The organism is Achromobacter sp. ACM03 (genome assembly GCF_014851665.1).
Taxonomy (GTDB): domain Bacteria; phylum Pseudomonadota; class Gammaproteobacteria; order Burkholderiales; family Burkholderiaceae_B; genus Achromobacter; species Achromobacter aegrifaciens.
In genome coordinates this window covers 1,178,269-1,202,486 of sequence record NZ_JACVAD010000002.1, presented here as the reverse complement: position 1 = coordinate 1,202,486, position 24,218 = coordinate 1,178,269, and the positions used below count along the sequence as shown (strand labels likewise).

The 24,218-nt window shown below is 66.9% G+C and carries 27 protein-coding genes; 19 read left to right on the top strand and 8 right to left on the bottom strand.

The genetic code is table 11. From position 1 onward, the window contains the following. Positions 1-128 precede the first annotated feature (128 nt). The 7 genes from IB257_RS13720 (at position 129) to IB257_RS13690 (ending at position 6,806) form a co-directional block, all read left to right on the top strand. Complete coding sequence (locus IB257_RS13720) at positions 129-1,331, top strand: ATP-binding protein (RefSeq protein WP_054451656.1); 1,203 nt, start codon at positions 129-131, stop codon at positions 1,329-1,331. Between the two features lie 5 nt (positions 1,332-1,336). Next, positions 1,337-1,888 carry a response regulator transcription factor gene (locus IB257_RS13715; protein WP_042794894.1) on the top strand — a complete coding sequence of 184 codons (552 nt, stop codon included), beginning with the start codon at positions 1,337-1,339 and terminating at the stop codon, positions 1,886-1,888. 258 nt (positions 1,889-2,146) lie between these two features. Beyond that, positions 2,147-3,055: a ubiquinol oxidase subunit II gene (gene cyoA / locus IB257_RS13710; protein ID WP_054451657.1), complete on the top strand. Its 909-nt coding sequence runs from the start codon at positions 2,147-2,149 to the stop codon at positions 3,053-3,055. Positions 3,056-3,057: 2 nt separating this feature from the next. After that, the gene (cyoB, locus tag IB257_RS13705) at positions 3,058-5,034 is read left to right on the top strand and encodes a cytochrome o ubiquinol oxidase subunit I (RefSeq protein ID WP_054451658.1); all 1,977 of its coding nucleotides are present in this window, start codon (positions 3,058-3,060) and stop codon (positions 5,032-5,034) included. 3 nt (positions 5,035-5,037) lie between these two features. Beyond that, a complete protein-coding gene (gene cyoC, locus IB257_RS13700) occupies positions 5,038-5,652 on the top strand; it encodes a cytochrome o ubiquinol oxidase subunit III (RefSeq protein ID WP_042794897.1) in 615 nt (204 codons plus the stop codon). After that, positions 5,652-6,002, top strand: a complete 351-nt coding sequence (gene cyoD / locus IB257_RS13695) for a cytochrome o ubiquinol oxidase subunit IV (RefSeq protein ID WP_054451659.1) — start codon at positions 5,652-5,654, stop codon at positions 6,000-6,002. The genes cyoC and cyoD overlap by 1 nt, the downstream gene beginning before the upstream one ends. 171 nt (positions 6,003-6,173) lie before the next feature. Further along, positions 6,174-6,806, top strand: a complete 633-nt coding sequence (locus IB257_RS13690) for a nitrogen fixation protein NifQ (RefSeq protein WP_175212499.1) — start codon at positions 6,174-6,176, stop codon at positions 6,804-6,806. Between the two features lie 9 nt (positions 6,807-6,815). On the opposite strand, the gene IB257_RS13685 is transcribed toward IB257_RS13690, so the two are convergent. After that, positions 6,816-8,915: a TonB-dependent receptor gene (locus tag IB257_RS13685; RefSeq protein WP_192492550.1), complete on the bottom strand. Its 2,100-nt coding sequence runs from the start codon at positions 8,913-8,915 to the stop codon at positions 6,816-6,818. A gap of 78 nt (positions 8,916-8,993) precedes the next feature. Here IB257_RS13685 and IB257_RS13680 point away from each other — a divergent pair, with 78 nt between their 5' ends. The 3 genes from IB257_RS13680 (at position 8,994) to IB257_RS13670 (ending at position 10,481) form a co-directional block, all read left to right on the top strand. Then, positions 8,994-9,209 (top strand): SlyX family protein, encoded by a 216-nt coding sequence (locus tag IB257_RS13680; RefSeq protein WP_059377677.1) that lies wholly within the window; start codon positions 8,994-8,996, stop codon positions 9,207-9,209. 297 nt (positions 9,210-9,506) lie between these two features. Then, positions 9,507-9,863 (top strand): DUF4148 domain-containing protein, encoded by a 357-nt coding sequence (locus IB257_RS13675; protein WP_054451663.1) that lies wholly within the window; start codon positions 9,507-9,509, stop codon positions 9,861-9,863. Positions 9,864-10,100: 237 nt separating this feature from the next. Further along, positions 10,101-10,481, top strand: a complete 381-nt coding sequence (locus IB257_RS13670) for a hypothetical protein (RefSeq protein WP_054451664.1) — start codon at positions 10,101-10,103, stop codon at positions 10,479-10,481. Positions 10,482-10,593: 112 nt separating this feature from the next. On the opposite strand, the gene IB257_RS13665 is transcribed toward IB257_RS13670, so the two are convergent. Continuing rightward, on the bottom strand, positions 10,594-12,894 hold the full coding sequence (locus IB257_RS13665) for an NADP-dependent malic enzyme (protein ID WP_054451665.1): 2,301 nt from the start codon (positions 12,892-12,894) through the stop codon (positions 10,594-10,596). A gap of 107 nt (positions 12,895-13,001) precedes the next feature. Between IB257_RS13665 and IB257_RS13660 the strand changes: the two genes are divergently transcribed. From IB257_RS13660 to IB257_RS13640, 5 genes are all read left to right on the top strand, one after another. Beyond that, positions 13,002-13,970, top strand: a complete 969-nt coding sequence (locus IB257_RS13660) for a LysR substrate-binding domain-containing protein (protein ID WP_054451666.1) — start codon at positions 13,002-13,004, stop codon at positions 13,968-13,970. Between the two features lie 104 nt (positions 13,971-14,074). Then, positions 14,075-14,623, top strand: a complete 549-nt coding sequence (locus tag IB257_RS13655) for a hypothetical protein (protein ID WP_125473827.1) — start codon at positions 14,075-14,077, stop codon at positions 14,621-14,623. Continuing rightward, positions 14,620-15,114: a hypothetical protein gene (locus IB257_RS13650; protein WP_119451074.1), complete on the top strand. Its 495-nt coding sequence runs from the start codon at positions 14,620-14,622 to the stop codon at positions 15,112-15,114. Before IB257_RS13655 ends, IB257_RS13650 begins: the two co-directional genes overlap by 4 nt. Positions 15,115-15,197: 83 nt before the next feature. Continuing rightward, positions 15,198-16,004, top strand: a complete 807-nt coding sequence (locus IB257_RS13645; protein ID WP_192492431.1) for an AraC family transcriptional regulator — start codon at positions 15,198-15,200, stop codon at positions 16,002-16,004. Between the two features lie 81 nt (positions 16,005-16,085). Next, entirely contained in the window at positions 16,086-17,036 is a 951-nt protein-coding gene (locus IB257_RS13640; protein ID WP_192492430.1) for a DMT family transporter, read from the top strand. Here the strand turns inward: IB257_RS13640 and IB257_RS13635 are convergent. Then, entirely contained in the window at positions 17,023-17,505 is a 483-nt protein-coding gene (locus IB257_RS13635) for a MarR family winged helix-turn-helix transcriptional regulator (protein ID WP_054451670.1), read from the bottom strand. The two genes, IB257_RS13640 and IB257_RS13635, sit on opposite strands and share 14 nt — an antisense overlap. Positions 17,506-17,635: 130 nt before the next feature. Between IB257_RS13635 and IB257_RS13630 the strand changes: the two genes are divergently transcribed. Then, on the top strand, positions 17,636-19,039 hold the full coding sequence (locus tag IB257_RS13630) for an MATE family efflux transporter (protein ID WP_192352675.1): 1,404 nt from the start codon (positions 17,636-17,638) through the stop codon (positions 19,037-19,039). Here the strand turns inward: IB257_RS13630 and IB257_RS13625 are convergent. Continuing rightward, a complete protein-coding gene (locus IB257_RS13625; protein ID WP_192492429.1) occupies positions 19,036-19,935 on the bottom strand; it encodes a LysR family transcriptional regulator in 900 nt (299 codons plus the stop codon). The genes IB257_RS13630 and IB257_RS13625 overlap by 4 nt on opposite strands. Positions 19,936-20,058: 123 nt before the next feature. On the opposite strand from IB257_RS13625, the gene IB257_RS13620 reads away from it, so the two are divergent. Beyond that, positions 20,059-20,472 (top strand): sel1 repeat family protein, encoded by a 414-nt coding sequence (locus tag IB257_RS13620; protein WP_054451673.1) that lies wholly within the window; start codon positions 20,059-20,061, stop codon positions 20,470-20,472. Then, the gene (locus IB257_RS13615; RefSeq protein ID WP_054451674.1) at positions 20,469-21,239 is read left to right on the top strand and encodes a sulfite exporter TauE/SafE family protein; all 771 of its coding nucleotides are present in this window, start codon (positions 20,469-20,471) and stop codon (positions 21,237-21,239) included. The genes IB257_RS13620 and IB257_RS13615 overlap by 4 nt, the downstream gene beginning before the upstream one ends. A gap of 21 nt (positions 21,240-21,260) precedes the next feature. Here the strand turns inward: IB257_RS13615 and IB257_RS13610 are convergent, their stop codons facing one another. Both IB257_RS13610 and IB257_RS13605 read right to left on the bottom strand, forming a co-directional pair. Further along, positions 21,261-22,076 carry an SDR family NAD(P)-dependent oxidoreductase gene (locus IB257_RS13610; RefSeq protein ID WP_119451080.1) on the bottom strand — a complete coding sequence of 272 codons (816 nt, stop codon included), beginning with the start codon at positions 22,074-22,076 and terminating at the stop codon, positions 21,261-21,263. A 182-nt stretch (positions 22,077-22,258) separates the two neighbouring features. After that, positions 22,259-22,408, bottom strand: a complete 150-nt coding sequence (locus IB257_RS13605) for a hypothetical protein (protein WP_165867857.1) — start codon at positions 22,406-22,408, stop codon at positions 22,259-22,261. A 246-nt stretch (positions 22,409-22,654) separates the two neighbouring features. On the opposite strand from IB257_RS13605, the gene IB257_RS13600 reads away from it, so the two are divergent. Next, complete coding sequence (locus IB257_RS13600) at positions 22,655-22,987, top strand: hypothetical protein (RefSeq protein ID WP_054451676.1); 333 nt, start codon at positions 22,655-22,657, stop codon at positions 22,985-22,987. Positions 22,988-23,022: 35 nt separating this feature from the next. Here IB257_RS13600 and IB257_RS13595 read toward each other — a convergent pair whose 3' ends face one another. Continuing rightward, positions 23,023-23,559 (bottom strand): GNAT family N-acetyltransferase, encoded by a 537-nt coding sequence (locus IB257_RS13595; RefSeq protein ID WP_054451677.1) that lies wholly within the window; start codon positions 23,557-23,559, stop codon positions 23,023-23,025. Positions 23,560-23,566: 7 nt separating this feature from the next. Then, a complete protein-coding gene (locus IB257_RS13590; RefSeq protein WP_054451678.1) occupies positions 23,567-24,139 on the bottom strand; it encodes a helix-turn-helix domain-containing protein in 573 nt (190 codons plus the stop codon). Positions 24,140-24,218: the final 79 nt, after the last annotated feature.

The window sequence follows — 24,218 nt, the reverse complement described above, 5'->3', positions numbered from 1 at the left end:
ATCCACCGCCGGCCAGCCTGAAGGCGCGGCGGGGCAGCCGGCCTCCCAGCGCCGCGCCCCGGATGCCAGCGTTCCGCGCAGCCGGGCGCGTACCCGCCGGCAGCCTGCCGGCACCTCTGTGTCTGGATATGCCCGGTAGTTCCGCCTTTTCATTCCTGCGTACCCTCTGCAGCCTGCGCTGGCTCGCCATCGCGGGCCAGGCCGCCACCATCCTGCTGGCCAGCAGCGTCCTGGGCCTGGCCCTGCCGCTGGAGCCGCTGTGGATCGGCGTAGGCGCCCTGATCGGCTTCAACGTCTACGCCAGCCTGCGCCTGCGCCACCGCCGCGACCTGTCCCACGCCACCGCCTTCGGCCACCTGTTCGTGGACATGGCGGTGCTGGCCTGGATGGTGGGCTGGAGCGGCGGCATCAGCAATCCCTTCGGCATGATGTTCCTGATCCTGACCGCGCTGGCGGCTCTGGCGCTGCCGCGCAACTGGGCGCTGGCCGCGGCGGTGGCAGGCATCTCGGGCTACGTGGCGGCCGCGATCTTCGGCCAGCCCCTGCGCGGCGACGTCGACACCCATACCCTGCTGCTGTGGGGCATGGGCGCCAACTTCCTGATTTCGGTGGTGGTGGTGCTGGTGTTTTCGACCCGCCTGGCCTCGGACCTGCGCGACCGCGAGCGCGAATTGGCACGGTTGCGCGAACGCTTCACCCGCAACGAAGGCATCGTCGCCCTGGCCACCCACGCGGCGGCCATGGCGCATGAACTTAACACCCCGCTGGCGACCATGACCCTGCTGGCCGACGAGATCGCCGCCGAGGTCAAGGACGAAGACCTGCGCGCCGACGTTTCCACGCTCAGCCAACTGTTGGCCCTGTGCCGGGAACGTATCCGCAATCTGGCGGTCCCAACCGCGGTGGACCTGGTCCGCGTGGTGGGGCAATGGCGTCTGATCCGGCCGACCATCGATCTGCAGCGCTCGGGCACCCTGCCCGGCAGCCTGCGGGTCGATCCGGCCATCGCCCACTTGCTGCAGGCCCTGCTGAACAACGCGGCGGACGCCGGCGAAGCCGCCGATGTCCCGCGCGTGGACCTGCATCTGGAATACGGTTATGGCGCCCTGCGCGGCGAAGTCAGGGACTACGGACGGGGTTTCGATCCCGACCAGACCCTGCTGCCGGCGACCAGCCTGTTCAACAGCGGCAAGCCGGGAGGGCTGGGCGTGGGCCTGGCGCTGTCGCACGCCACGGTGGAACAGATGGGCGGCGAAATGACCATGACCGCCGCCGAAGACGGCGGCACGCGTATCCGCTTTTACCTCCCGCTGGGGAGTACCGGGACTTGAGTGCAATGAACCCAACCGATCTTGGCCTGCTGATCGACGACGACGAGCTGTATGTGCGCACCTTGCAGCGCAGCCTGTCGCGTCGCGGCCTGGAAACCCGAACCGCCACCGGCATCGCCGAGGCGCTGCGCGTGGCCGAGGAAATCCGCCCCGCCTTCGCCCTGGTGGACCTGCGCCTGGGCGAAGACTCCGGCCTGACCCTGATCCGCCCGCTGCGCGCCCTGCGCGCCGACATGCGGATCCTGCTGGTCACCGGCTACGCCAGCGTGGCCACCGCGGTCGAGGCCATCAAGCGCGGCGCGGACGACTACCTGCCCAAGCCCGCCACCGCGCCAATGATCCTGCGCACCCTCGGCCTGGTGAAGCCGGAAAACGTTACGATCGAAACCACCATGACGCCGTTGCACCGCCTGGAATGGGAGCACATCCACCAGGCCCTGCACGAAACCGGCGGCAACGTTTCGGCGGCGGCGCGCCTGTTGGGCATGCACCGGCGCTCCCTGCAGCGTAAACTGGCCAAAAAACCGGGGCCGGAACGCGAAGTCCTCATCGACTGATTTGTGCAGATGCGACAAATCGTCGCATACCTTGCATGTGCGGGTGCGACATATCGTCGCACCCTGGAACCTTGCAGCAAGCCCCTGCCCCCCTAGGAAAACCCTGTATCTGCTCCCCTTGGGGCGGAATCCTCCCAGGCAATGCGACCATTCGTCGCATGCTTGACCCATATCAAGCCGATAGGATGGACGTTGCTGCCTAGCAGCATTCCAGTCTGCTGCTATGCAGCATTTTCCACCTTCCATCCAAGGCTGTACGTGAAACACCCCCTCCTTGCGACCCTTACGCGCATTCTCAGCGTCGGCGCGGTCATGCTGCTTGGCGGCTGCAACATGGAAATCCTCTCCCCCAAGGGAGATATTGGCATCCAGGAAAGGACTTTGCTGTTCACGACGACCGGGCTCATGCTCATCGTCGTGATTCCGGTCATCGTCATGATCCTGGTTTTTGCCTGGAAATACCGCGCATCCAACACCAAAGCTGACTACCAGCCCAAGTGGGCCCACTCCACGGCGATCGAAATCGTGGTCTGGACCGTCCCTTGTATCATCGTGGCCATCCTGGCCGTGATCACCTGGCGCTCGACGCACGCGCTGGATCCCTACAAGCCGCTCGTGTCCGAACACAAGCCGGTGACCATCGAGGTGGTTTCGCTGGATTGGAAGTGGCTGTTCATCTACCCCGAGTACGACATCGCCACGGTCAACGAGATCGCCTTCCCGGTCGATGTTCCGGTCAATTTCCGGATCACCTCGGCCACGGTCATGAACTCGTTCTTCATCCCCCAGCTGGGCAGCCAGATCTACTCGATGGCCGGCATGGAGACCAAGCTGCACCTGAACGCGCGCGAAGCCGGCACCTACGCCGGCATCTCGGCCAACTACAGCGGCGCCGGCTTCTCCGGCATGCGCTTCAAGGCCATCGCGATGTCCCAGGACGGGTTCGACAACTGGGTCAAGGAAGCCAAGGCTGCCCCGACCGCGCTGACCCCCGAGGTCTATGCAGAGCTGACCAAGCGCAGCGAGCACAACCCGGTCGTCAAGTACTCCTCGGCGCCCCCCGCCATGTTTGATTTCATTCTTGGCAGCACCATGACCAAGATGGCCGGCGTGGACTCCGCCACGTGCACCCCCACGTCGAACAATCTGATCGCAGGAATTAACTAACAATGCTCGGGAAACTCACCCTCGAGGCCATTCCGTACCATGAACCCATCGTCATGGTTACGCTGGCCGCCGTGTGCCTGGGAGGCCTAGCGGTCTTCGGCGCCATCACCTACTTCCAGAAGTGGAAGTACCTCTGGACGGAATGGCTGACCACCGTCGACCACAAGCGCATTGGCGTGATGTACATCATCGTCGCCCTGATCATGCTGCTGCGCGGCTTCGCCGACGCCATCATGATGCGTACCCAGCTGGCGGTCGCATCCGCCGACTCGGCCGGCTTCCTGCCGCCGCATCACTACGACCAGATCTTCACCGCCCACGGCGTCATCATGATTTTCTTCATGGCGATGCCCTTCATCACCGGGCTGATGAACCTCGTGGTGCCGCTGCAGATCGGCGCCCGCGACGTGGCGTACCCGTTCCTGAACTCGCTGAGCTTCTGGCTGTTCGGCGCCGGCGTCGCGCTGATGATGATCTCGCTGTTCGTGGGTGAATTCGCCGCGACCGGCTGGCTCGCCTATCCGCCGCTCTCCGGACTGGACTACAGCCCGAGCGTGGGGGTGGACTACTACATCTGGGCACTGCAGATATCCGGGCTGGGCACCACGCTTAGCGGCATCAACTTCATCGTGACCATCCTGCGCATGCGCGCGCCGGGCATGAGCCTGATGAAGATGCCGATCTTCACCTGGACCTCGCTGGTCACCAACGTCCTGATCGTCGCCGCCTTCCCCGTGCTGGCTGCAACGCTCGCGCTGCTGACGATGGACCGCTACCTGGGCACGCACTTCTTCACGAACGACATGGGCGGCAACGTCATGATGTACGTGAACCTGATCTGGATCTGGGGCCACCCCGAGGTCTACATCCTGGTGCTGCCGGCGTTTGGCGTGTATTCGGAAATCGTCGCCACCTTCGCCCGCAAGACCCTGTTCGGCTACAAGTCCATGGTCTACGCCACGGCCGCCATTGGCGTGCTGTCGTTCCTGGTCTGGCTGCACCACTTCTTCACCATGGGCGCGGGAGCCAACGTCAATGCCTTCTTCGGCATAGCGACAATGATCATCTCGATCCCGACGGGCGCGAAGATCTTCAACTGGCTGTTCACCATCTACCGCGGCCGCCTGCGCATCACCACGCCGGTGCTGTGGACGCTGGGCTTCATGATCGTGTTCGTCATCGGCGGCATGACCGGCGTGATGCTGGCCATCCCCGGCGTGTCGTTCGTGCTGCACAACAGCCTGTTCCTGATCGCCCACTTCCACAACACCATCATCGGTGGCGTGGTGTTCGGCTGCATTGCCGGCATGACCTACTGGTTCCCCAAGGCCTTCGGCTTCAAGCTGAATGAGCGCCTGGGCCGCTACTCGTTCTATTGCTGGTTCGTCGGCTTCTTCCTGGCCTTCATGCCCCTGTACATCCTGGGCTTCAAGGGCATGACGCGTCGCCTGAACCACTACGACAACCCCGAATGGCAGCCGTACCTGCTGGTCGCCCTGGCTGGCGCCGCGCTGATCATGCTGGGCATCTGGTTCCTGCTGCAGCAAGTGTTCGTCTCGATCCGCCAGCGCAAGCAGAACCAGGACATCACGGGCGACCCCTGGGATGGCCGCACGCTGGAATGGGCCATCTCTTCGCCCGCTCCTTTCTACAACTTCGCCCACGTGCCGCACGTTGACTCGCTGGACCAGTTCTGGGAAGACAAGCAGAACGGCAAGGCCTACAAGCGCCCGGCCAAGTACGAAGACATCCACATGCCGAAGAACACCGCCGCCGGCGTATTCATCGGCGCCTTTGGCCTGGTCATGTGCTTCGCGCTGATCTGGCACATCTGGTGGCTGTCCATCGTCGGTTTCGTCGGCATGATCGGTTCGTTCATCGTCCGCGCCTATGACCGCGACGTCGACTACTGGGTCCCGGCCGCGGAAGTCGAACGCATCGAAAACGCTCACTTTGACAAAATGCAGAAGGCCGCCTGAGCCATGATTCAAGCCGTAGCCACTCACCCCCACGCGGGTCACGACGATCACGCGCATCATGACGATGGATCCAAGACCGTATTCGGTTTCTGGGTCTATCTGATGAGCGACTTGCTGATCTTCTCGGTGCTGTTCGCCACGTTCGCGGTGTTGTTCAACGCCACCGCGGGCGGCCCGACGGGCAAGGAACTGTTCGATCTGAAGTTCGTGCTGGTCGAAACGCTGTTGCTGCTGTTCTCCAGCTTCACTTTCGGCATGGCCAACCTGAACGTGCACGCCAACAACAAGAGCCGCGCAATGGGCTGGTTGATGGTGACGTTCCTGTTCGGCGCGGGCTTCATCGCGATGGAAGTCTATGAATTCCATCACCTGATCTCGATCGGCGCCGGCCCGGGCCGCAGCGCGTACCTGTCGGCATTCTTCACGCTGATCGGCACGCACGGCCTGCACGTCACCTTCGGCCTGATCTGGATCATCGTCCTGCTGGACATGATCCGCCGCCATGGCCTGGACTCGATCAACAAGCGTCGTCTGGCGTGCCTGAGCCTGTTCTGGCACTTCCTGGACATCGTCTGGATCTGCGTCTTCACCTTCGTCTATCTCATGGGAGCCATCTGATGTCGCACTCCGCTGCGGCCGCACACGGCCACGACGATCACGCCGCCGACCACGGCAGCCTGAAGTCCTACATCATCGGTTTCGTGCTTTCGCTGCTTCTCACCTTCGGCTCCTTCGGCCTGGTGATGAACGGCGGACTGTCCCACGCCATCACCATCGCCGGCGTGGTTGCGCTGTGCGTGCTCCAGTTGCTGGTGCAACTGGTGTACTTCCTGCACATGGGCGCATCGAAGTCGGCCCGCGACAACCTGGCCACGTTTGTCTTCACCGTAATGATCATCGCCATCATCGTCGGCGGTTCGGCATGGGTGCTGTACAACATGAACGTCAACATGGGCCACGCCATGTAATGACGGCTTGCCGTTGAAGCAAAGACAGGCGCCTGCGGGCGCCTGTCTTTTTTTGTGCGCCGGCCTGTGGGGCCAGTCTTGCGGCCAGGCAAGGATTGCGGAGGCATTTCGTTATATATTCAACACCATAACGATTTCATTAACAGTTTAATTACTGCTCCTGGCCCAACCATGCACGTCGTTTCCATCGCCACCGCAGCCCCCTCGGCCGACAGCGCCGGTCCCACTTTGCGGTTCGCCGGCGCGCTGCTGCGCCATGCGCCGCCCGGTCATCCCGACGCGGGATTCTTCGCCACGGTCATCGGCAAGAGCCTGGCCTGCGGGGACCTGGGACGCTGCGGCCTGTCATCCCGGGAACTGGAAGGCCTGATCGCGCGCCTCTTTCCCGGCGCGCTGACGGGCCATGACCCCGCGCTCGCCGCCTTGCGCGAGCAAGCCGCCATCTACCCGGCCCGCGCCATGGATGCGGCTCAAACCGAATTCACGCGCCTGCTGCGCGCGCTGCTGGACACCTGGGCCGCTCCCGGCGCGGGGACCACGCCCTGGGTCAGCAGCGTGCTGACCCAGGCCTGTCTGCGGCCCGACCATCTGTGGCGGGACCTGGGTTTGTCCGGCCGCGAGGACGTGACTTTCCTGCTGGCGCGCCACTATCCGGGACTGGTGGTGCGCAATGTGCGCAACCTGCGCTGGAAGCAGTTCCTGGCCTATTCCGCCTGTGAACAGGCGGGCCTGCCGCCGGCCGCCGCACCGGGCTGTCCGGCCTGCGAGGACCATGGCATCTGCTATCCGGAAATGCCCGACTGAAGTCCGGCTTCAGAACCGGTACGTCGCGCCCAGGCCCGCTCCCAGGCTGCGCCCTGCCGCCGGTTCGTAGTAGCGCCCATTGGTCTCGTTGACGATCACGGAGCCGGCGTAGCGGCGGTCGAACAGGTTGTCCACGCGCCCATAGGCGTTCAGTTCCCAGGCCCCCGCCTTGAACACATAGCCCGCGCTCAATGCGGCCACGAAGTAGGCGGGCGCATCGCCGTCGTTGGCGTCGTTCACGTAGATCTTGCTGAGGAAACGCCCTTCCACCGTGGCCTGCCAGCCCTCGGGCGGCGCCCAGGCCAGCGAGGCGAAGGCGGCCTGGGCTGCGATGCCGGGGATCTTGTTGCCGGCGCGGATGTCGCCGGGTCCGTCATCGGCGTAACGCGCATTCAGCCATGTATAGGCGAACTGCGCACGGCCGTGACGGGCGAATTCGCCGGACCAACCCAGTTCCACGCCGTCGCGCCGCGTGCGGCCGGCGTTCTGGTACGTGGTCCTTCCGCCCGAGCTGCCCGCGGACACGATTTCATCGTCGGTGCCGGTATGGAACACCGCGGCCGTCAGCAGGCCGCCAGCCAGGTTCGCCTTTACGCCGGCTTCCAGGTTGGTGCTGAGCGCGGGCGCCAGCCCGAAATTCAGGCCGGGCTGGCCGCCGGGCCGATACGAGATCTCGTTGAGCGTCGGCGTCTCGAAGCCCCGGCCATATGAAGCGTAGAAGCTCAGGCCGGCGTTCGGCGCATAGCGGATGGCCGCCACCGGCAATGCCTTGCGATAGCGCGCGTCGCCGCTGTCGTCGGCATTGCCCGGCGCGATGTAGTGGTCGCTGGAATCGAAGCTGACGGTGCTATAGCGCAGGCCCGCATCCAGCGTCCAGCGTTGCGACACCTGCCAGGAAGCCTGCAGATAAGGATCGGCGTTGTAGACGGTATTGGTTTCGTCGCGCCGCAGCGCCCCCTGCACGCCCAGTTGGCGGCTGGCGCCCGTGCCGGTGTAGTTCTGGTAGCCCTTGCGGTCTTCGCGCATGGAATCGTAGGCAAAGCCGCCGATCAGGGTCAGCGGCCGGCCTGCCGCCGCCAGCTCGGAGGTCCAGCGCAGATCCGCGCCGCCGTACTGGCGCTTCAGGTCGATGACCCCGCCGGCCTGGGTGGGCGCCATCTGCGCGGCAGGGGGAATCGCCTGGTACTGCGTGGTATCGCGCTGGCCGTAATAGACCATCACCCGCAAGCTATTGCGGCTATCGACCTGGCGCTCGTAGATCGCGCCGCCCTGGGTCTGCCTGACCGTCTTGCGGGTGTCGTACTGCTCGGCCAGCGGCGCCGCGCGCGGGTCGTCCTGGAACTGTTGATAGGTCAGGCCCAGCGGATCCTGCGCCTTGAGGTCCACGCTGTTGGCCACGAGGGTCAGCCGGCTGGCGTCGTCCAGCTGCAGGCCAAGCTTGGCGTTGCCCAGGTTCTTGCGGGCGGCGCTGTGGTCGCGGTAGCCGTCGGTGGTGAAGCGGGTCAGGTCCAGCACGTAGTCCAGTCCGCCGCTGGCGCCATTGGCGCGGGCGCCATTGGCGCGGGCGCCGTAGCGCCAGGTGCCATAGCTGGCGCCCCAGCCGCTGGCCGTGAGCGACGGCGGCGCCACGCCATCCTCGGTCGACACCTGGATCACGCCGCCCGAGGAATTGCCGTACAGCGCTGAAAACGGCCCCCGCAGCACTTCGACGCTGCCGATGGAGCCTATGTCGATGTTCGAGGTCTGTCCCTGGCCGTCCGGCATGGTGGCCGGAATGCCGTCCACGTACAGCCGCACGCCGCGCACGCCGAAGGTGGAACGCGCGCCAAAGCCGCGGCTGGAGATCTGCAAATCCTGCGCGTAGTTCTGGCGGTTCTGGATCTGCAGGCCGGGCACGCCGGCCAGGCCCTCCGACAGGTTGATGCCCGGCTGCTGCAGGCGCATGGCCGCGCCCTCCACCACATTGACCGAAGCGGGCGTGTCCAGCACCGCGGTGCCCAGGCGCGTGCCGGTCACCACTACCGCAGGCAAGAGCGGCTCAGCCTCCTGGGCCCAGGCAGTTCCGGCCGGAAACGACGCCAGCAGGCCATGCACGGCCCAATGCCCCACGCCCGTACGCCACCATCGCCGCTGCGTCAAACACGCCTCCTGTAGGGGCCGCGGCGGGAATCGGTTCTAATACCCGCCATGGATAACTTGCAAGACATCGAACGCCGCCTGCTGGAGCTGGAGGTCAAGGCCAGCTTCTCGGACGACATGCTGGAACAGCTCAACCAGATCATCGTGCGCCAGCAACAGCAGATAGACCGGCTGATGCGCGAAGTGGCCGACCTGCGACAGCAGGCGCCCGAGGGCGGCGCGCCCTTCCGCAGCCTGCGCGACGAAATACCGCCGCACTACTGACGCTGCGCCTGCGGTACTGGCGGCGCATCCACGCTGCCCTTCTCTCCAAGCCCCCAAACCGCATGGAATCGCCGTATTCCAGGCTTGCGCACGCCTGATAGTCCGTCCCCAGTTCCATCAATGGAAAATATATCCTAAGAAATTCGCTATCTTTCCACTGATGGGAATATCTTTTACCAATATACGGGTTTATCCCTAGTCCGATTCAGCGCACTATTGAGCCATCGGGAAACAGCAACGAACCAGACGGATAGGCCGCCGATTCGCTCCCAAAGCTCTTGAAATCGGAGATTTACCATGAAGACCCTCGCTACCGCTTTGATGATGTCCCTGGCCGCGCTAAGCGCCGGCGCCTACGCCGCCTCGCCCAACATCGAACCCAACAACGTCCCGTTCCAAGGCGTCTACGGCACCCCTTATGAAGGCCCGACCCGCGCCCAGGTGCAGGCTGAACTGGCCGCCGCCAAGGCTGCCGGCCAGATGGCTGAAGTGGAACCGAACAATGTGCCTTTCCAAGGCGTCTACGGCACGCCCCACACCGGCAAGACCCGCGCTGAAGTGCGCGCCGAACTGGCCGCCGCCCGCGCCGCCGGCCAGATGGCCGATGTGGAACCGAACAACGTGCCCTTCCAAGGCGTCTACCACGGCAACTAAGCGCACGCAGATTTACCCCTCCCCTTGTTGTACCTTGGCCGCCAGTGTCTGGCGGCTTTTTTTCGCCTGTGCGGAAAGCGCCGGCCGCGCTTCATATGGCGGGACGCTCCGGGCTCAAGTGTGGCCTCAGGGTAAAAACCGCGAGTTTCAACGCCCCCCGCAAAGCACTGTTCCATCCGTTCGCGTACTATCGCCCCAAGATCAGGCATAACACTACGACTCAACAGGGAGCCCATCTTGAAACACACCCGCGTTCTCGCCTCTTTGCTGGTGGCTTGCGGCATCGCCGCGCCGGCCTTTGCCGCGCCTCCGGTGATGCTGAACAATGCCATCATCACGCAGATCCCCAAGGCCGATCAGCCCTCCTTCCATGAAGCCGTGGCACAGTCGCTGAACAGCTCGGCCGACGGCCAGCGCACCCAGTGGAGCAGCACGCACCAGCCGCGCAAGGCGCCGCCCATCACGGTGCAGCTGACCCCCACGCAAACCAGCAAGGTCAAGGACGACCGCGTCTGCCGCTTCCTGGTTGGAGATTTCGCCCGCGGCGCCACCACGGAAAAATGGCAGTTCTGGTTCTGCAAGCAGCCGGACGGCACCTGGAAGGCCAGCAGCAACTAAGCGCGCCGGATTCCAGCGCCCGAGCGCATAAAAAACGCGCCGCTCCATCCCGGGATGGAGCGGCGCGTTTTTTCTCGCCTTGTCTGCGCGCCGCAACGGCGCGCAAGCTGGATCAGGCCGAGGCTTCGACGCGGTTGGCGTCCAGCACGGTCATCGCGGTCATGTTGATGATGCGGCGCACGGTGGAGCTGGAGGTCAGGATGTGCACCGGCGCGTTGGCGCCCAGCAGGAACGGACCCACTGCAACGTTGCCGCCAGCGGCGGTCTTCAACAGGTTGTAGGCGATGTTGCCCGAGTCCACGTTCGGGCACACCAACAGGTTGGCCTCGCCCTTGAGCGAAGACGAAGGCAGGATGCGCATGCGCAGCGCTTCGTCCAGCGCGCAGTCGCCGTGCATTTCGCCGTCGATCTCGAGTTCCGGCGCGGCCTGGCGCACCAGTTCCAGCGCGCGGCGCATCTTCGCGCCCGAGGCCGAACTGCCCGAACCGAAATTCGAGCGCGACAGCAGCGCGACCTTGGGCGCCAGGTTCATGCGGGCCATTTCCTGCGCCGCCATCACCGTGAACTCGGCGATCTGCTCGGCCGAAGGTTCATCGTTGACGTGCGTGTCCACCAGCACCACCGTGCGCTCGTTGAGCAGCAGGATGTTCATGGCGGCATACACGTTGTGGCCGGGACGGCGGCCGATAACCTCGTCCACGAAGCGCAGGTGGTCGTGGTACGCGCCCACCGTGCCGCAGACCATGCCGTCGGCGTCGCCCAGGTGCACCATCATCGCGCCGATCAGGGTCAGGCGGCGGCGCATTTCCACGCGCGCCATTTCCTTGGTGATACCGCGACGGCACATCAGTTCCCAGTACGTGGTCCAGTACTGGTGGAAGCGTTCGTCATATTCCGGGTTGGTGACTTCGACGTCCTCGCCCAGGCGCAGGCGCAGGCCGAACTTCTCGATGCGCGACAGCAGGACCGCGGGACGGCCCACCAGGATGGGACGGGCCAGGCCTTCATCGACGATCACCTGCACCGCGCGCAGCACGCGCTCGTCTTCGCCTTCCGTGAACACGATGCGAGACTTGCCGCCTTCGCGCACGATGCGCTTGGCCGCCGAGAACAGCGGCTTCATGAAGGCGCCCGAGTGGTACACGAACTGCTGCAGCTGCTCTTCGTAGGCTTCCAGGTCCGCCAGCGGACGCGTCGCCACGCCGCCTTCCATCGCGGCCTTGGCCACCGCCGGCGCAATGCGCACGATCAGGCGCGGATCGAAAGGCTTGGGGATCAGGTATTCAGGGCCGAACGAAATGTCGTAGGTGCCATAGGCCGCCGCCACGACTTCGTTCTGCTCTTCTTCCGCCAGCTCGGCGATGGCGTACACCGCCGCTTTTTCCATTTCACGGGTGATGGTGGTGGCGCCCACGTCCAGCGCGCCGCGGAAAATGTACGGGAAGCACAGCACGTTGTTGACCTGGTTCGGATAGTCCGAACGGCCGGTCGCCATGACCACGTCGTCGCGCACCGACTGCGCCACTTCCGGCAGGATCTCGGGCGTGGGGTTGGCCAGCGCCAAAATCAGCGGGCGCGGACCCATCGCCGCGACCATTTCGGGCTTGAGCACGCCGCCCGCCGACAGGCCCAGGAACACGTCGGCACCCTGGATCACTTCGGCCAGCTTGCGGGCGTCGGTCTTTTGCGCGAAGCGCGCCTTGTCCGGATCCATCAGCACCGTGCGGCCTTCATAGACCACGCCTTCGATGTCGGTGACCCAGACGTTTTCCAGCGGCAGGCCCAGGTCCACCATCAGGTCCAGGCAGGCCAGCGCGGCCGCGCCTGCGCCCGAGGTCACCACCTTGACCTGCTTGATGTCCTTGCCCACGACCTTCAGGCCGTTAATGAAGGCGGCCGAAACGGTGATGGCCGTGCCGTGCTGGTCGTCATGGAAGACGGGGATCTTCATGCGCTCGCGCAGCTTGCGCTCGACGGTGAAGCACTCCGGGGCCTTGATGTCTTCGAGGTTGATGCCGCCGAAGGTGGCTTCCAGGCCCGCGATGATCTCGACCAGTTTGTCCGGGTCGGTCTCGTTGATTTCGATGTCGTACACGTCCAGGCCGGCGAACTTCTTGAACAGCACCGCCTTGCCTTCCATCACCGGCTTGGAGGCCAGCGCGCCGATGTTGCCCAGGCCCAGCACCGCGGTGCCGTTGGTGATCACGCCCACCAGGTTGCCGCGGCCGGTGTACCGGTACACATTGGCCGGATCGGCCACGATTTCTTCACAGGCCGCCGCCACGCCAGGCGAGTACGCCAGGGCCAGGTCGCGCTGGTTGACCAGCGGCTTGGACGCCACGACGGAGATCTTCCCCGGAGTGGGGAACTCGTGATAGTCCAGTGCTGCCTGGCGATCCGATTGCGTATTCATGGGGCTGAGCCTCCTAGTCTTGATATAGGAAAAATTCTAGGCTCCAATACATAAGCAGATCATTCAACTTTAATATCGTCCCATAATCTTTACCTTATGCATCGCCTATGACAGCCTTTGATCCGGACCTGGTTATCCGGAAACTGACCTCGCGGCTGAAGATGCGCCACCTGGTGCTGCTGCTGCAGATCGAGCAGCACGGCTCGCTGACCCGGGTGGCCGAGCACATGGCCACCAGCCAGCCAGCCGTGACCAATGCCCTGGCCGAACTGGAAAGCATGTTCGACGTGCCCCTGTTCGAACGCTCGGTGCGCGGCATGACGCCCACGCCGCTGGGCGCGGTGGTGCTGGCCCGCGCCCGCGCCCTGGTCCACGACCTGGGGCATCTGGTCCAGGAAATGGAGGCCGTGGCGGCCGGCCACGCCGCCCATCTGCACATCGGCGTCATCCCCTTCGTGTCCGGCCAGATGCTGTCGTCCGCCATCAGCCGCACCCTGCCCCAAGGCCGCCGCATCACCGCCACCATCCACGAAGGCCAGGGGCCGGCGCTGCTGCGCCAGCTGCGCGACCATACGCTGGATATGGTGGTGGGCTGGGCCACTCCCTCGGTGGACATGGACAACCTGGGCTTCGAGGTGCTGTACCACCAGCAGCCGCGCCTGATCGCCAGCCGCAGATTGGCGGCCCGCCTGGGCCGCTCGCGGCTGGAATGGAACCGGCTGGCCGACCTGGACTGGATCCTGGGCACGCCGGACAGCCCGATCCGCGAACAGGTGTCCGAGATCTTCCTGCGCGCCGGGCTGGCGCCCCCGACGCCGTCGGTGCAAAGCGACTCGTCCAAGCTGATCGGCGAAATGATCGTGGCCAGCGACCGCGCCGTCGCCATCCTGCCCGCAGACATCGCCGACGAGCTGGTGCGCATCGCCGGCGCCGCCATCGTGCCGTATTCCTTCGACTGGACCCTGCCGCCGATCGCGCTGTTCACGCGCGCCGAGGGCCTGCGCCGCAACGTCGACGCGCTGTTCGCCGCCGCGCTGCGCGAGGCCTACACCAAGGGCGCGCGCCTGCCCGCCTGATCCGCGCGGCAGGAAAATTGCCAACAAATGCAAATACGCTCGCGCCGCGGCGGCGCGCCCTCCTATACTTCCCGCGCCAAGCAACAAGCAGGAGGGCACGCAGTTTGTTCACACTTCCGCCTATCAACCCGGGCCGCGGCGCAATCGCCCTCCTCACCCTCGCCGCGCTTGCCGGATTGTCCGGCTGCAATTCGCTGCTGAACGAAGGCACGGGCGCCGCGGCCGGTATCGCCGGCACCGCCATCGCCAACAAGGTCACTGACAACGCCACCGTCGCCACCGGCATCGGCCTGGGCGTGCAGGCCGGCGCCAAGGCCGCGCTGGCCTACGCCCAGCGCAAGACGCGCGGCGAAGAACAGGACGCCATCGCCATGGCCGCCGGTCCGCTCGCGGTGGGCAAGGTGGCCAACTGGCAGGTCAAGCACCAGCTGCCCATCGAAAGCGACGCGCAGGGCCAGGTCACGGTCAGCCGGCTGATCGGCGGCGTGAACCTGGAATGCAAGGAAGTGGTCTTCTCCATAGACACGCCGGCCGACAAGGCTGGCGTCGATCCGCAACGCGAGTTCTACGTCACCACCGTGTGCCGCGACGGCGAGCACTGGCGCTGGGCCAGCGCCGAGCCCGCCACGGCCCGCTGGGGCTCGCTGCAGTGAGGCGCGCCGCAAGCCTGCTGGCGCTGGCCGCCTGCCTGGGCCTGGCCGGCTGCCAGAGCTCCTCGATCGGCGGCGCGGCGGGCGCCGTGGTCGGCACCGTCAGCGGCGCAGCCACCGCCAATCCGGTGGCGGGCTACGCCATTGGCGTCACGGTCCAGGCGGCGGTGGATGCCACGGTGAAATACGTGCTGCGCGAGTGGAAGAACGACCAGCAGAACGTCATGGCCAACGCGGCGGGCGCCCTGCCCATCGGCCAGGTGCGCCAGTGGGAAATCCGCCAACCGCTGTCCATAGGCAACGAGCGCGGCGGCATCCAGGTGGTGCGCGACATTGCCACGCCGCTGACCCATTGCCGCGAGGTGCTGTTCACGGTGGAGCAGAAGGACGCACCCGCGCCCGCCTACTCCAGCATGATCTGCCAGCAGCCTGGCGGCCAGTGGAAGTGGGCCGCGGCCGAGCCCGCGGTGGCACGCTGGAACGGGCTGCAATAGCCTGAGCGCCGGGCCGCTGGCCTCTTGATCGCGCCGGGGCGGGCGGGTGATACTGCCTGCAAGCCCCTTGCCCCAGACTCCCCATGAACTCAGGCCAGTTCGTCATGCAGCGCAGCGCCCTCGCCGGCGTGCAGGCCGTGGCCGCGCACAGCCGGCATGCGTTCGCGCGCCACACGCACGAGCAGTTCGGCATCGGCGTCATGCGCCAGGGCGCCCAGGTCTCGCATAGCGGCCGCGGCCAGGTCGAGGCCGGCCCCGGCCACGTCATCACGGTGAACCCCGGCGAAGTGCATGACGGCGCCCCCATCGGCAATGGCGAACGCGCCTGGCAGATGCTGTATCTGGACCCCGATGTGGTGGCACAGGCCGCAGCCGAACTGGACGCAAGCGGCCTCGGCTACGAATTCGAGCACCCAGCACAGGACCGCCCCGCGCTGGCGCGGGACGTGCTGGCGTTGTATGCCCAGGCCACTGCCGGCGCGGCGCCGCTGGCCTGCGATGCGCTGCTGCTGCGCATCCTGGCGCAGGCGCGCGACCGCGATGCCGAGCGTCTGGCCCGGCCCGCGCGCGCCGCCCCAGACGCCATCCGCCATGCCCGCGCGCTGATCGACGACGACCCGGCGGCCTCGCTGTCGCTGGCCGACCTGGCCGCGGCCAGCGGCCTGAGCCGCTACCAGGTGCTGCGGGCGTTCGCCCGCGACACCGGCCTCACGCCCCACGCCTACCAGGTGCAGCGGCGCTTGCTGCTGGCGCGCAGCCTGATCCGGCAAGGCTCGGCCCTGGCCGATGCCGCGGCCGCGGTCGGCTTTGCCGACCAGAGCCACATGACCCGGCTGTTCGTGCGCGCCTACGGCGTATCGCCGCGCCGCTACGCGCTGGCCGCAAGCTGAGCCCTGCAATTTCGTTCAAGACCCGGCCACGCCCGGCCGCTTAGCCTGGGCGCCTCTCTCTGAACAGGCGTGGGTCGGGTAATGAACAATCGGATGCAGGGCTATTGCTATCTGGCGGCCGCCATGGCGCTGGTGGGCAGCACGGTAGCCGCCAGCAAGATCATCGGCACGGGCTTGCCGCCCTTCACCGCGACGGCCTTGCGCTTCGCCATCGCACTGCCCTGCTTCGCCCTGCTAATGGCGTTGACCGGCGCGCGCCTGCCGCGGCTGGCGCCGCGCGACTGGCTGCTGCTGGCCGTCCAGGCCATCGCCGGCAGCGTCGGCTACACCGCGCTGCTGATCGCCGGGCTGCAACGTGCGTCGGCGGTGGACGGCGGCATCATCCTGGGCACCTTGCCGCTGGTCTCGGCTGCCATCGCCATCCTGCTGCTGGGCGAACGCCCGCGCAAGGCCACGCTGGCCGCCATCGTCGCCGCGGCCTTCGGCGTCTGGCTGATGATGCGCCATTCGGCCGATCAAGGCGGCGCGCGCTCGCTGGCGGGCAACGCGCTGATCCTGGGCGCGGTGCTGTGCGAAGGATTATTCATCCTGTTGAACAAGCGGCTGCGCCAGCCGGTGGCGCCGCTGGCGCTATCGACGCTCATGACGGGCTTTGGCCTGGCATTCTCGGCCGTGGCATGCGTGGCGGAAGCGCCGTGGGATCTGAACTTGCCCGCTTCGGCGGTGGCCGCGGTGGCCTACTACGCGCTGGTGCCCACCGTGGGCGGCTTCCTGCTCTGGTATGCGGGCGCGGCCCGCGTCAACGGCGCCGAAGCCGCCTTGTTCACCGCGCTGGCGCCGGTATCGGCGGTAGCGCTGGCCGCCGGACTGCTGGGCGAATCCTTGGCTCCCGCGCAGCTGGCCGGCATGGCTTGCGTGCTGGGCGCGGTGCTGGCGCTGGGCGGGTCCGGGCTGCGCTCGCGCGGCCAGCGGCTACCCGCTGGACCCGCAGCCGCTGCCGACGACGCCCCCAGCGGCCCTAGCCGCGGCTGAAGGCCAGCGCAAACTCGTCGGAAAAAATATCGGCCAGCGAGCGCCGCAACGCGGCGGCGCGTTCGGCCCCGTAGGCCGCCTCGAAGCGGCGCTGCGCGTCTTTCCACAGACGCTTGGACTCCGCCAGCTTGGCGCGTCCCGCGTCAGTCAACGCCACGCGGCGGCTGCGCCCGTCCAGCGGGTCGCGCGACATCTGCACGTAGCCGTCGCGCTCCAGCGGCTTGAGATTGTGCGCCAGCGCCGACCGGTCCAGCACCATGTTGCGCGCCAGGTCGGTCATCGACGGCGTGCCCGCGCGCGCGATATGCACCAGGATGGAATGCTGCGACACCTTCAGGCCGCAGGGAGCCAGCACCGTGTCGTACAGCTGCGAAACGCGCCGGGTCGCCTTGCGCAGCGCCGCGCCGTTGCAGATGAGCGGATCGGGTGCAACGGAAGCGGCGGAAACGGAAGGCTGTTCGTCGGGCATGGCAGGCGCAAGAAGTGGAGGACGGCGAGGACTCAACGCTACCGCCGGCGTGGAATCGAGTCTAGCGCAATCTTGACTTTTATTGGCATATGCACGTAAATATTCGAACGCCACCCAAGGGTTCCTTCCCATGTCCGCGCCACCGCCGCCCCGTCCCGCCAATGCGCGCCTGCAGGCCATGCTGCATGCGCCCATCGCCCCCACGCTGGCGCGCCTGGCGTGGCCGAACATCCTGATGATGCTGGCGCAGTCCTCCACCGGATTGATCGAGACCTGGTTCCTGGCGCGCTTGGGCACGCCGGTGCTGGCGGGCGTGGCATTGGTGGTGCCGGTGCTGATGCTGATGCAGAACATGTCGCAAGGCGCGATGGGCGGCGGCATCTCGGCCGCGGTCGCAAGATCGCTGGGCGGCGGCCGGCAGCGCGAGGCGGACCAGTTGGTGCTGCACGCCGTGGTGCTCAACGGCCTGCTGGGCCTGGCGTTTTGCGCACTGCTGCTGCTTGGCGGCCCGTGGCTTTACCGCGCGCTGGGCGCCGAGGGAGAGGCGCTAGAGGCCGCCCTGGCCTATTCCGACGTCATCTTCGGCGGCATCGTCCTGATGTGGCTGATGAACGCGTTCGCCAGCGCCATCCGCGGCACGGGCAACATGCTGGTGCCTGGCGCCGTGATCTGCGGCGGCGCCCTGCTGCTGATCCCGCTGTCTCCGTGCCTGATCTTCGGCTGGGGGCCTTTTCCCGCGCTGGGCGTGGCCGGCGGCGGCTGGGCGCTGGTGATCTACTACGCCCTGGGCGCGCTGATCCTGGGGCTGTACTGCGCCAGCGGACGCAACGCGGCGCGGCTGGTGCCCAGCCGCCTCTATCCGGGCCTGATGCGCAATATCCTCAGCGTGGGCGCCCTGGCCACCATCAATCCCCTCCTGACCAATGCCCTGGTGGCGCTGACGGCGGCCCTGGTCGGCGCCTATGCCGGCACCGCAGCGGTCGCCGGCTATGGCATCGCCGTGCGCCTGGAGTACCTGCTGATGCCCATCGCCTTCGGCTTGGGCGCGCCCATGGTGGCAATGGTGGGGTCCAACATCGGCGCGGGCCAGCCCGAACGCGCGCTGCGCATCGCCCTGACCGGCGGCGCGATGGCCTTTGTGCTGGCGGAGGCCATCGGACTGGCGGCGGCGTTCTTCCCCGAGGCCTGGCTGCGCCTGTTCGGCGCGCAGGACCATATGCTGGAAGCCGGCGCCAGCTATCTGCGCACCGTCGGCCCGGTCTACGGCTTCTTCGCCCTGGGTTTCTCGATGTACTTCGCTTCGCAGGGCGCCGGCCGCCTGAAATGGCCGCTGATCGCGGGATTCCTGCGTCTGCTGCTCGGCATCGGCGCCGGCGCCATTGTCTTGCGCCTGACGGGATCGCTGAGCCTGTTCTTCGCCATCGCGGCGCTGGCGATGTGCGTCTATGGCCTGGTCATCCTGGGCGCCGTCGCGTCGGGCTCCTGGTTCGACCGCCCGGTCCAGGGCTGGCGCCGGCTGTTCGCGCGCTCCTAGCGGTCCGGGCGCGCAGGCGCGTCGCGCAGCGCGTATTCCACCAGCGCTGCCGCGTAGGCCGGCAGCGTGTCGCGCACGCATAGCACCAGGTCGCGCGCGGCCCAATCGTCGGCCAACGCCACGCGCCGCACGCCCGCGGCCCGGCCATAACGCGCCGCCGCCACGCGCGGCACGATGGCAATGCCCACACCCTGCCCCACCATCCGGCACACGGCATCGAAACTGCGCAGCCGCACGCGGTACGACAAGGCCTTGCCGCCACGCCGCGCGTGATGGGCGATGTGTTCCTGCAAGGCGCTGCCCTCGACCAGCCCGACGAATGCCTGGTCGGCCACGTCGGCCAGCAGCACCGACTGGCGGCCGGCCAGCGCGTGGTCCGGCGGCACGATCAGCGTCAGGGGATCATGCCGGAAGGTCTGCGTATGCAGGCCGTGCAGATCGGCCGAATCGGCCAGCACGCCGATGTCGCAGGCGCCTGCCCGCAACGCGTCGGCGATCTCGTGGCTCAAGCGTTCTTCCAGGTCCACCGAGACGCGGGGATGGTCCTTGAGAAATGCGCCCAGCACCGGCGGCAGGTATTCGCTCAGGGCCGTGGTGTTGCACAGCACGCGCACCAACCCTTTCAGCCCCAGGCCGTAATGGTCCAGCTCGCCGCGCATGCGATCCATCTGCGCCAGCACCACGCGCGCATGGTGCGCCAGCGTGCGGCCCGCCGGCGTGGGCTCGACCCCGCGCGGCTCGCGCAGCAGCAGCGGCACGCCCAGCGTATCCTCCATGCCGCGGATGCGTTCGCTGGCCGATGCCAGCGTCATGTGGGAGCGCTTGGCCCCCGCGGTGATGGAGCCGGTTTCCTGTACGTTGAGGAACAGCCGCAGATCGGTGAGGTCGAATCGCATGCAAAAAGCGTAGCACGGCAAGCCTCAGGCTGTGCCATAGGACAACTACGCGAGATCCCGATGCAAGATCCAAGGCGCTGCGGATGACAATGAACTCCCGCCCTTCCAATCCAGGGAAATTCCATGAAAACCATCATATCGCGGCGCCCCCGGGTCCATTGGCCCGCTCTTGCCCTGCTGGCCCTGAGCCTGCAAGGCTCAGGTTTGGCCGTAGCCGCCAGCCTGGACCCTCACACCACGCCAGCGCAGAAATACGCGCTGGCGCTGGAAGCCCAGACCCAGGGCGACTATGCCGCCATGACGCAGTGGCTGCGCGCGGCCGCCAGCGACGGCCACGCGCCCGCGCAGCGCATGCTGGGCATCGCCCTGCTGGGCGGCCCGACGCTCTACGGTGAGTCCCTGCGCGCCGACCTGTGCGAGGGACGGCGGTGGCTGCTGCGCGCCGCCCGCCAGGACGGCAAGGGCGCGGACGACGTCGCCTACGCCCTGTTCGGCCGTCCGCGCGACGGCCTCACCGTCCGCTGCGAGCCCGCATGAACCTCCTGGACCTGTTTCCCGGCGGCACGCCCGTGCTGCTTGCCGTCACCGTATCGGTGTTCATCCTGGCCGGCGTGGTCAAGGGCGTCGTGGGGCTGGGACTGCCCACCATCTCCATGGCCATGCTGGCGCTGGTCATGGCTCCCGCCCAGGCCGCGGCATTGCTGATCGTGCCGTCCCTCATCACCAACCTCTGGCAGGCCCGGCCTTGGGTCACGCTGCCCCAGGTGCTGCGCCGCATCGGCGCGATGCAGGCCGGCGTCTGCGCGGGCACGATAGGCGGCGCGTTGTGGCTGGGTCCGCCTTCGGGACACTGGGCCAGCGTGTGCCTGGGGCTGGCCCTGGTGGCCTATGCCGCCTGGGGCCTGTTCGGCTCGCCGCCCAGGGCGCCGCAGCGCCATCAAGGGCTGGTGGGCGTATCGGTCGGCGCCATTACCGGGGTCATCACCGCGGCGACCGGCGTATTCGTCATCCCGGCGGTGCCTTATCTGCAAGCCCTGAACCTGGGCAAGGACGGCTTGATCCAGGCCATGGGCATCTCGTTCACGGTGTCCACTGTGGCGTTGGCGATCGGCCTGGGCGTCACCGGCGGCTACACGCCCGAAGCCGCCGGCGCATCCCTGCTGATGTTGCTGCCGGCGCTGGCCGGCATGGCGCTGGGCACATGGCTGCGCGGCAGGATGTCGGCGCAGGCCTTCAAGCGCTGCTTCATGGTGAGCCTGGCGCTGTTGGGCGCCTACCAGGCGGTGCAGGGCTGGACGGCCTGAGCCCGGCTCTCAGCCGGAGCTTCAGGCGGCCATCCGCCTTTCGTCCACGAAGCCGATGGACACGGACATCTCGCGCCAGCGCGCCAGTTCCTGCTGCACCGACTGGATCTTGGCGCGCGCCTGGTCGAAGGCGTCGCGCCCCAGGAACAGGTGCAGGGGCGCATATTGCGCCTGCGCCGCGTTGATCAGCGTGCGCGCCATCTTGGCCGGATCGCCGTCCGCGTCGCGCGCCTGCGCATTGCGCGCCGCCAGTTCGGGCGCTTGCTCGCCGTCCGCCGTGCGCAACGCGCCCGGGTAGACCAGCGACACCCGGATGCCGAACGGCGCGGCCTCGGCGGCCAGGGCTTCGGTCAGGCCGCTGACGGCGAACTTGGCGGCGCTATAGGCGCCCCAATCGGCCCTGCCGCCATCGAAGCCCAGGATCGACGAGATGTTGAAGACGTGCCCGCTGCGCTGCGCGCGCATGCGCGGCAGGACCGCGCGGATCACGTTCAGCGTGGCAAACACATTGATGTCGAAGGTGCCTCTCAGGTCCTCGTCCGGCAGGCTATCCAGCGCGCCGCGCAGGCCATGGCCCGCGTTGTTCACCACCACGTCCAGGCCGCCGAAGGCGGCCACCGTGGCATCCACCGCGCGCTGCACCTTGCGCTCGTCGGCCAGGTCCACCGTCAGTGGCAGGAACTGCCCCTCCAGCTTGGCGCCCACCGCGTCCAGCAGCGCATCGCCGTCCTGCGAGGTCGCCGCAACCTTGTGGCCCAAGTCCAGCAGCATCTTCACCAGGACCAGGCCCAGCCCCGCGGATGCGTCCGTCACCAACCAGATTTTTTCGGTATTCATGCGATTCCCTTCCCTTGCGTGTGCTGCCGGCAATGCGCCCGGCAGCGTGGCAGAGCCAGCGCATCCGCATTGGACACGCCGTCTCGACCCTGGAAGAGATGGTAAGAATCGCGAGCCTGCGCGTACAGGCTCGTTCTTGCGTGAATCCTGCCTATTCCTGCAACGGTGTGTTCCGCTGGCGCTCAGCCCAGCGCGCTGCGGTAGTGCTCGCTGTCGAATGCGGGCGCGCTTGCCGCCTGCGGCGCTGCTGACGGTTCCTGCGCCGCGCCAGGCGTCTCGACGCCGAAGAGAGAGAGTTCCGCGTTGACCAATGCCAGTATGAAATTTGCCATGATGACTCCTAGGATTTCGCGTCCGGACCGGCGCGGGCCGCGCAGGTCTTATAGAGGACATGGGTGTCATGGTGCGGGCCTGGCCGCGCGCCGTCCATTTGCTTTGTTCAATGGCGCCGATTGACGGCATGCAAGCCTGGAAGCGCCCGCAGCTGGAATGACGGATAATTCGGGTGTTTCCTGCGGCGCCGCGGGGAACGGCACAGTTTTTCCGGGCCACGTGCCCGCCCGCATTCGGAGTCAGTCATGCATCGCGGTATCGAGGCGATCGAAAAATTCATGGAATCCGTCGGCCTGGCCTGGCGCCCCGGCTCGACCGAGCGCGCCGAACTCAAAGTCAGCTACCGCATCGGCAATACCCGCCCGCTGGGCATAGACCGCACGCTGGTCGAGTTCCACTGCGATCCCAAGCGCGCCAAGGTCTGGGTGCCGGAATTCTCGCGCACCAGCTTTCACCAGTGGTTCGAGGTTCCGTACCAGGAATTCGAATTCACCCCCGGCGGCTCGATGCTGAAGATCAAGGCCCCGGCGCGCGGCAATGCCCCGCCTTACAGCGTGGGCATCAAGCCCCTGGGCTAAAGCCCTGCCGCTGCCGCCCGCGGCGGCAGCGTCCGCTACAGCTGCTTGTACATGATGGTGGTGCCGTCCAGCTTGGCGGCATCATGCGGATCGCGGCTGAATCCCGGTATCACTCCCACGGTCTGATAGCCCTGCGACGCGTACAGCGGCTCGGCGCTATCGCCCGTGCGCGTGTCCAGCGTAATCAGGCTGCGTCCCTGGCGCCGCGCCATGGCTTCCGCTTCGGCAAGCAAGGCGCGGGCCAGGCCGCGGCGGCGGAAGTCCGGATGCACCAGCAGCTTGCGCACCTCGGCGCGGTGCGGCTGATTGGGCGGCGTGTCCCAATCCAGCTGCACCGATCCCGCGACGCGTCCGTCCTGCCGCGCCACCCACAGCGCCGACTTGCCGCCGGCGACCGCCGGCAACACCTTGGCCCGCCAGAACGCCTGCGCGTCGTCCGACGAATACGGCAGCACGAAGCTGACGCTGGCGCCGCCTTGCACGCAGGCGCGCAGCAGTTCGCCCAGCTCGGGCACGAGAGCGTCGGCGGCATCCGCTGACAGCAGGATCAATTCAGGATTCGGATGGGACATGGCAGGCTCAGACGATGAAGAGCAGATAACGGGCGCCGCAATGCGGCGGGGTTGAAAATTCGCTCGCGCCGAATAGCTGGTAGCGCAGGCAGTCGCCCTGGGAAAGGCGGTGCGCCTGCCCATCGACGGTGATGGCCAGCTCGCCGTCCAGCATCAGCAGGTGGTGTTCAAGCCCTGGCCGGGGCGACCGCTCGTAGGCGATGCGCGTACCAGGCTCCAGCTCGCACGCCAGCACCTCGCCCGCCAATTGCTGCGCGGGCGGGGACACAGAGCGGCGGCGGAATCCCGCGCTGCCGTCCACCCACACGGCCTGCGCCTGCTGCGGCACCAGCGGCACGAAGTCATCCTCGACCATCAGCATCAGGCGCGACATGGTCAGACCATAGGCCGCGCACAACTTGCCCAGCGCGCTGGCGGTCGGGCTGACTTCGGCGTTTTCCAGGCGGGACAGGGTGGCGCGGCTGAGACCGGCGCGGGCGGCCAGCTCGTCCAGCGACCAGTTACGCTCCTGGCGCAACGCCTTGAGCCGGGCGGCGATGCGGCCGTCCAGATCGGCCTCGGCGGTGATGTTGTTTTCCATATAAGAGAATTTCTCTCAAATACGGAAAATCGTCAAGCTTCCCAGGGGAAGGTGGCTGCCGGAACCGGCCCGCGCCGCG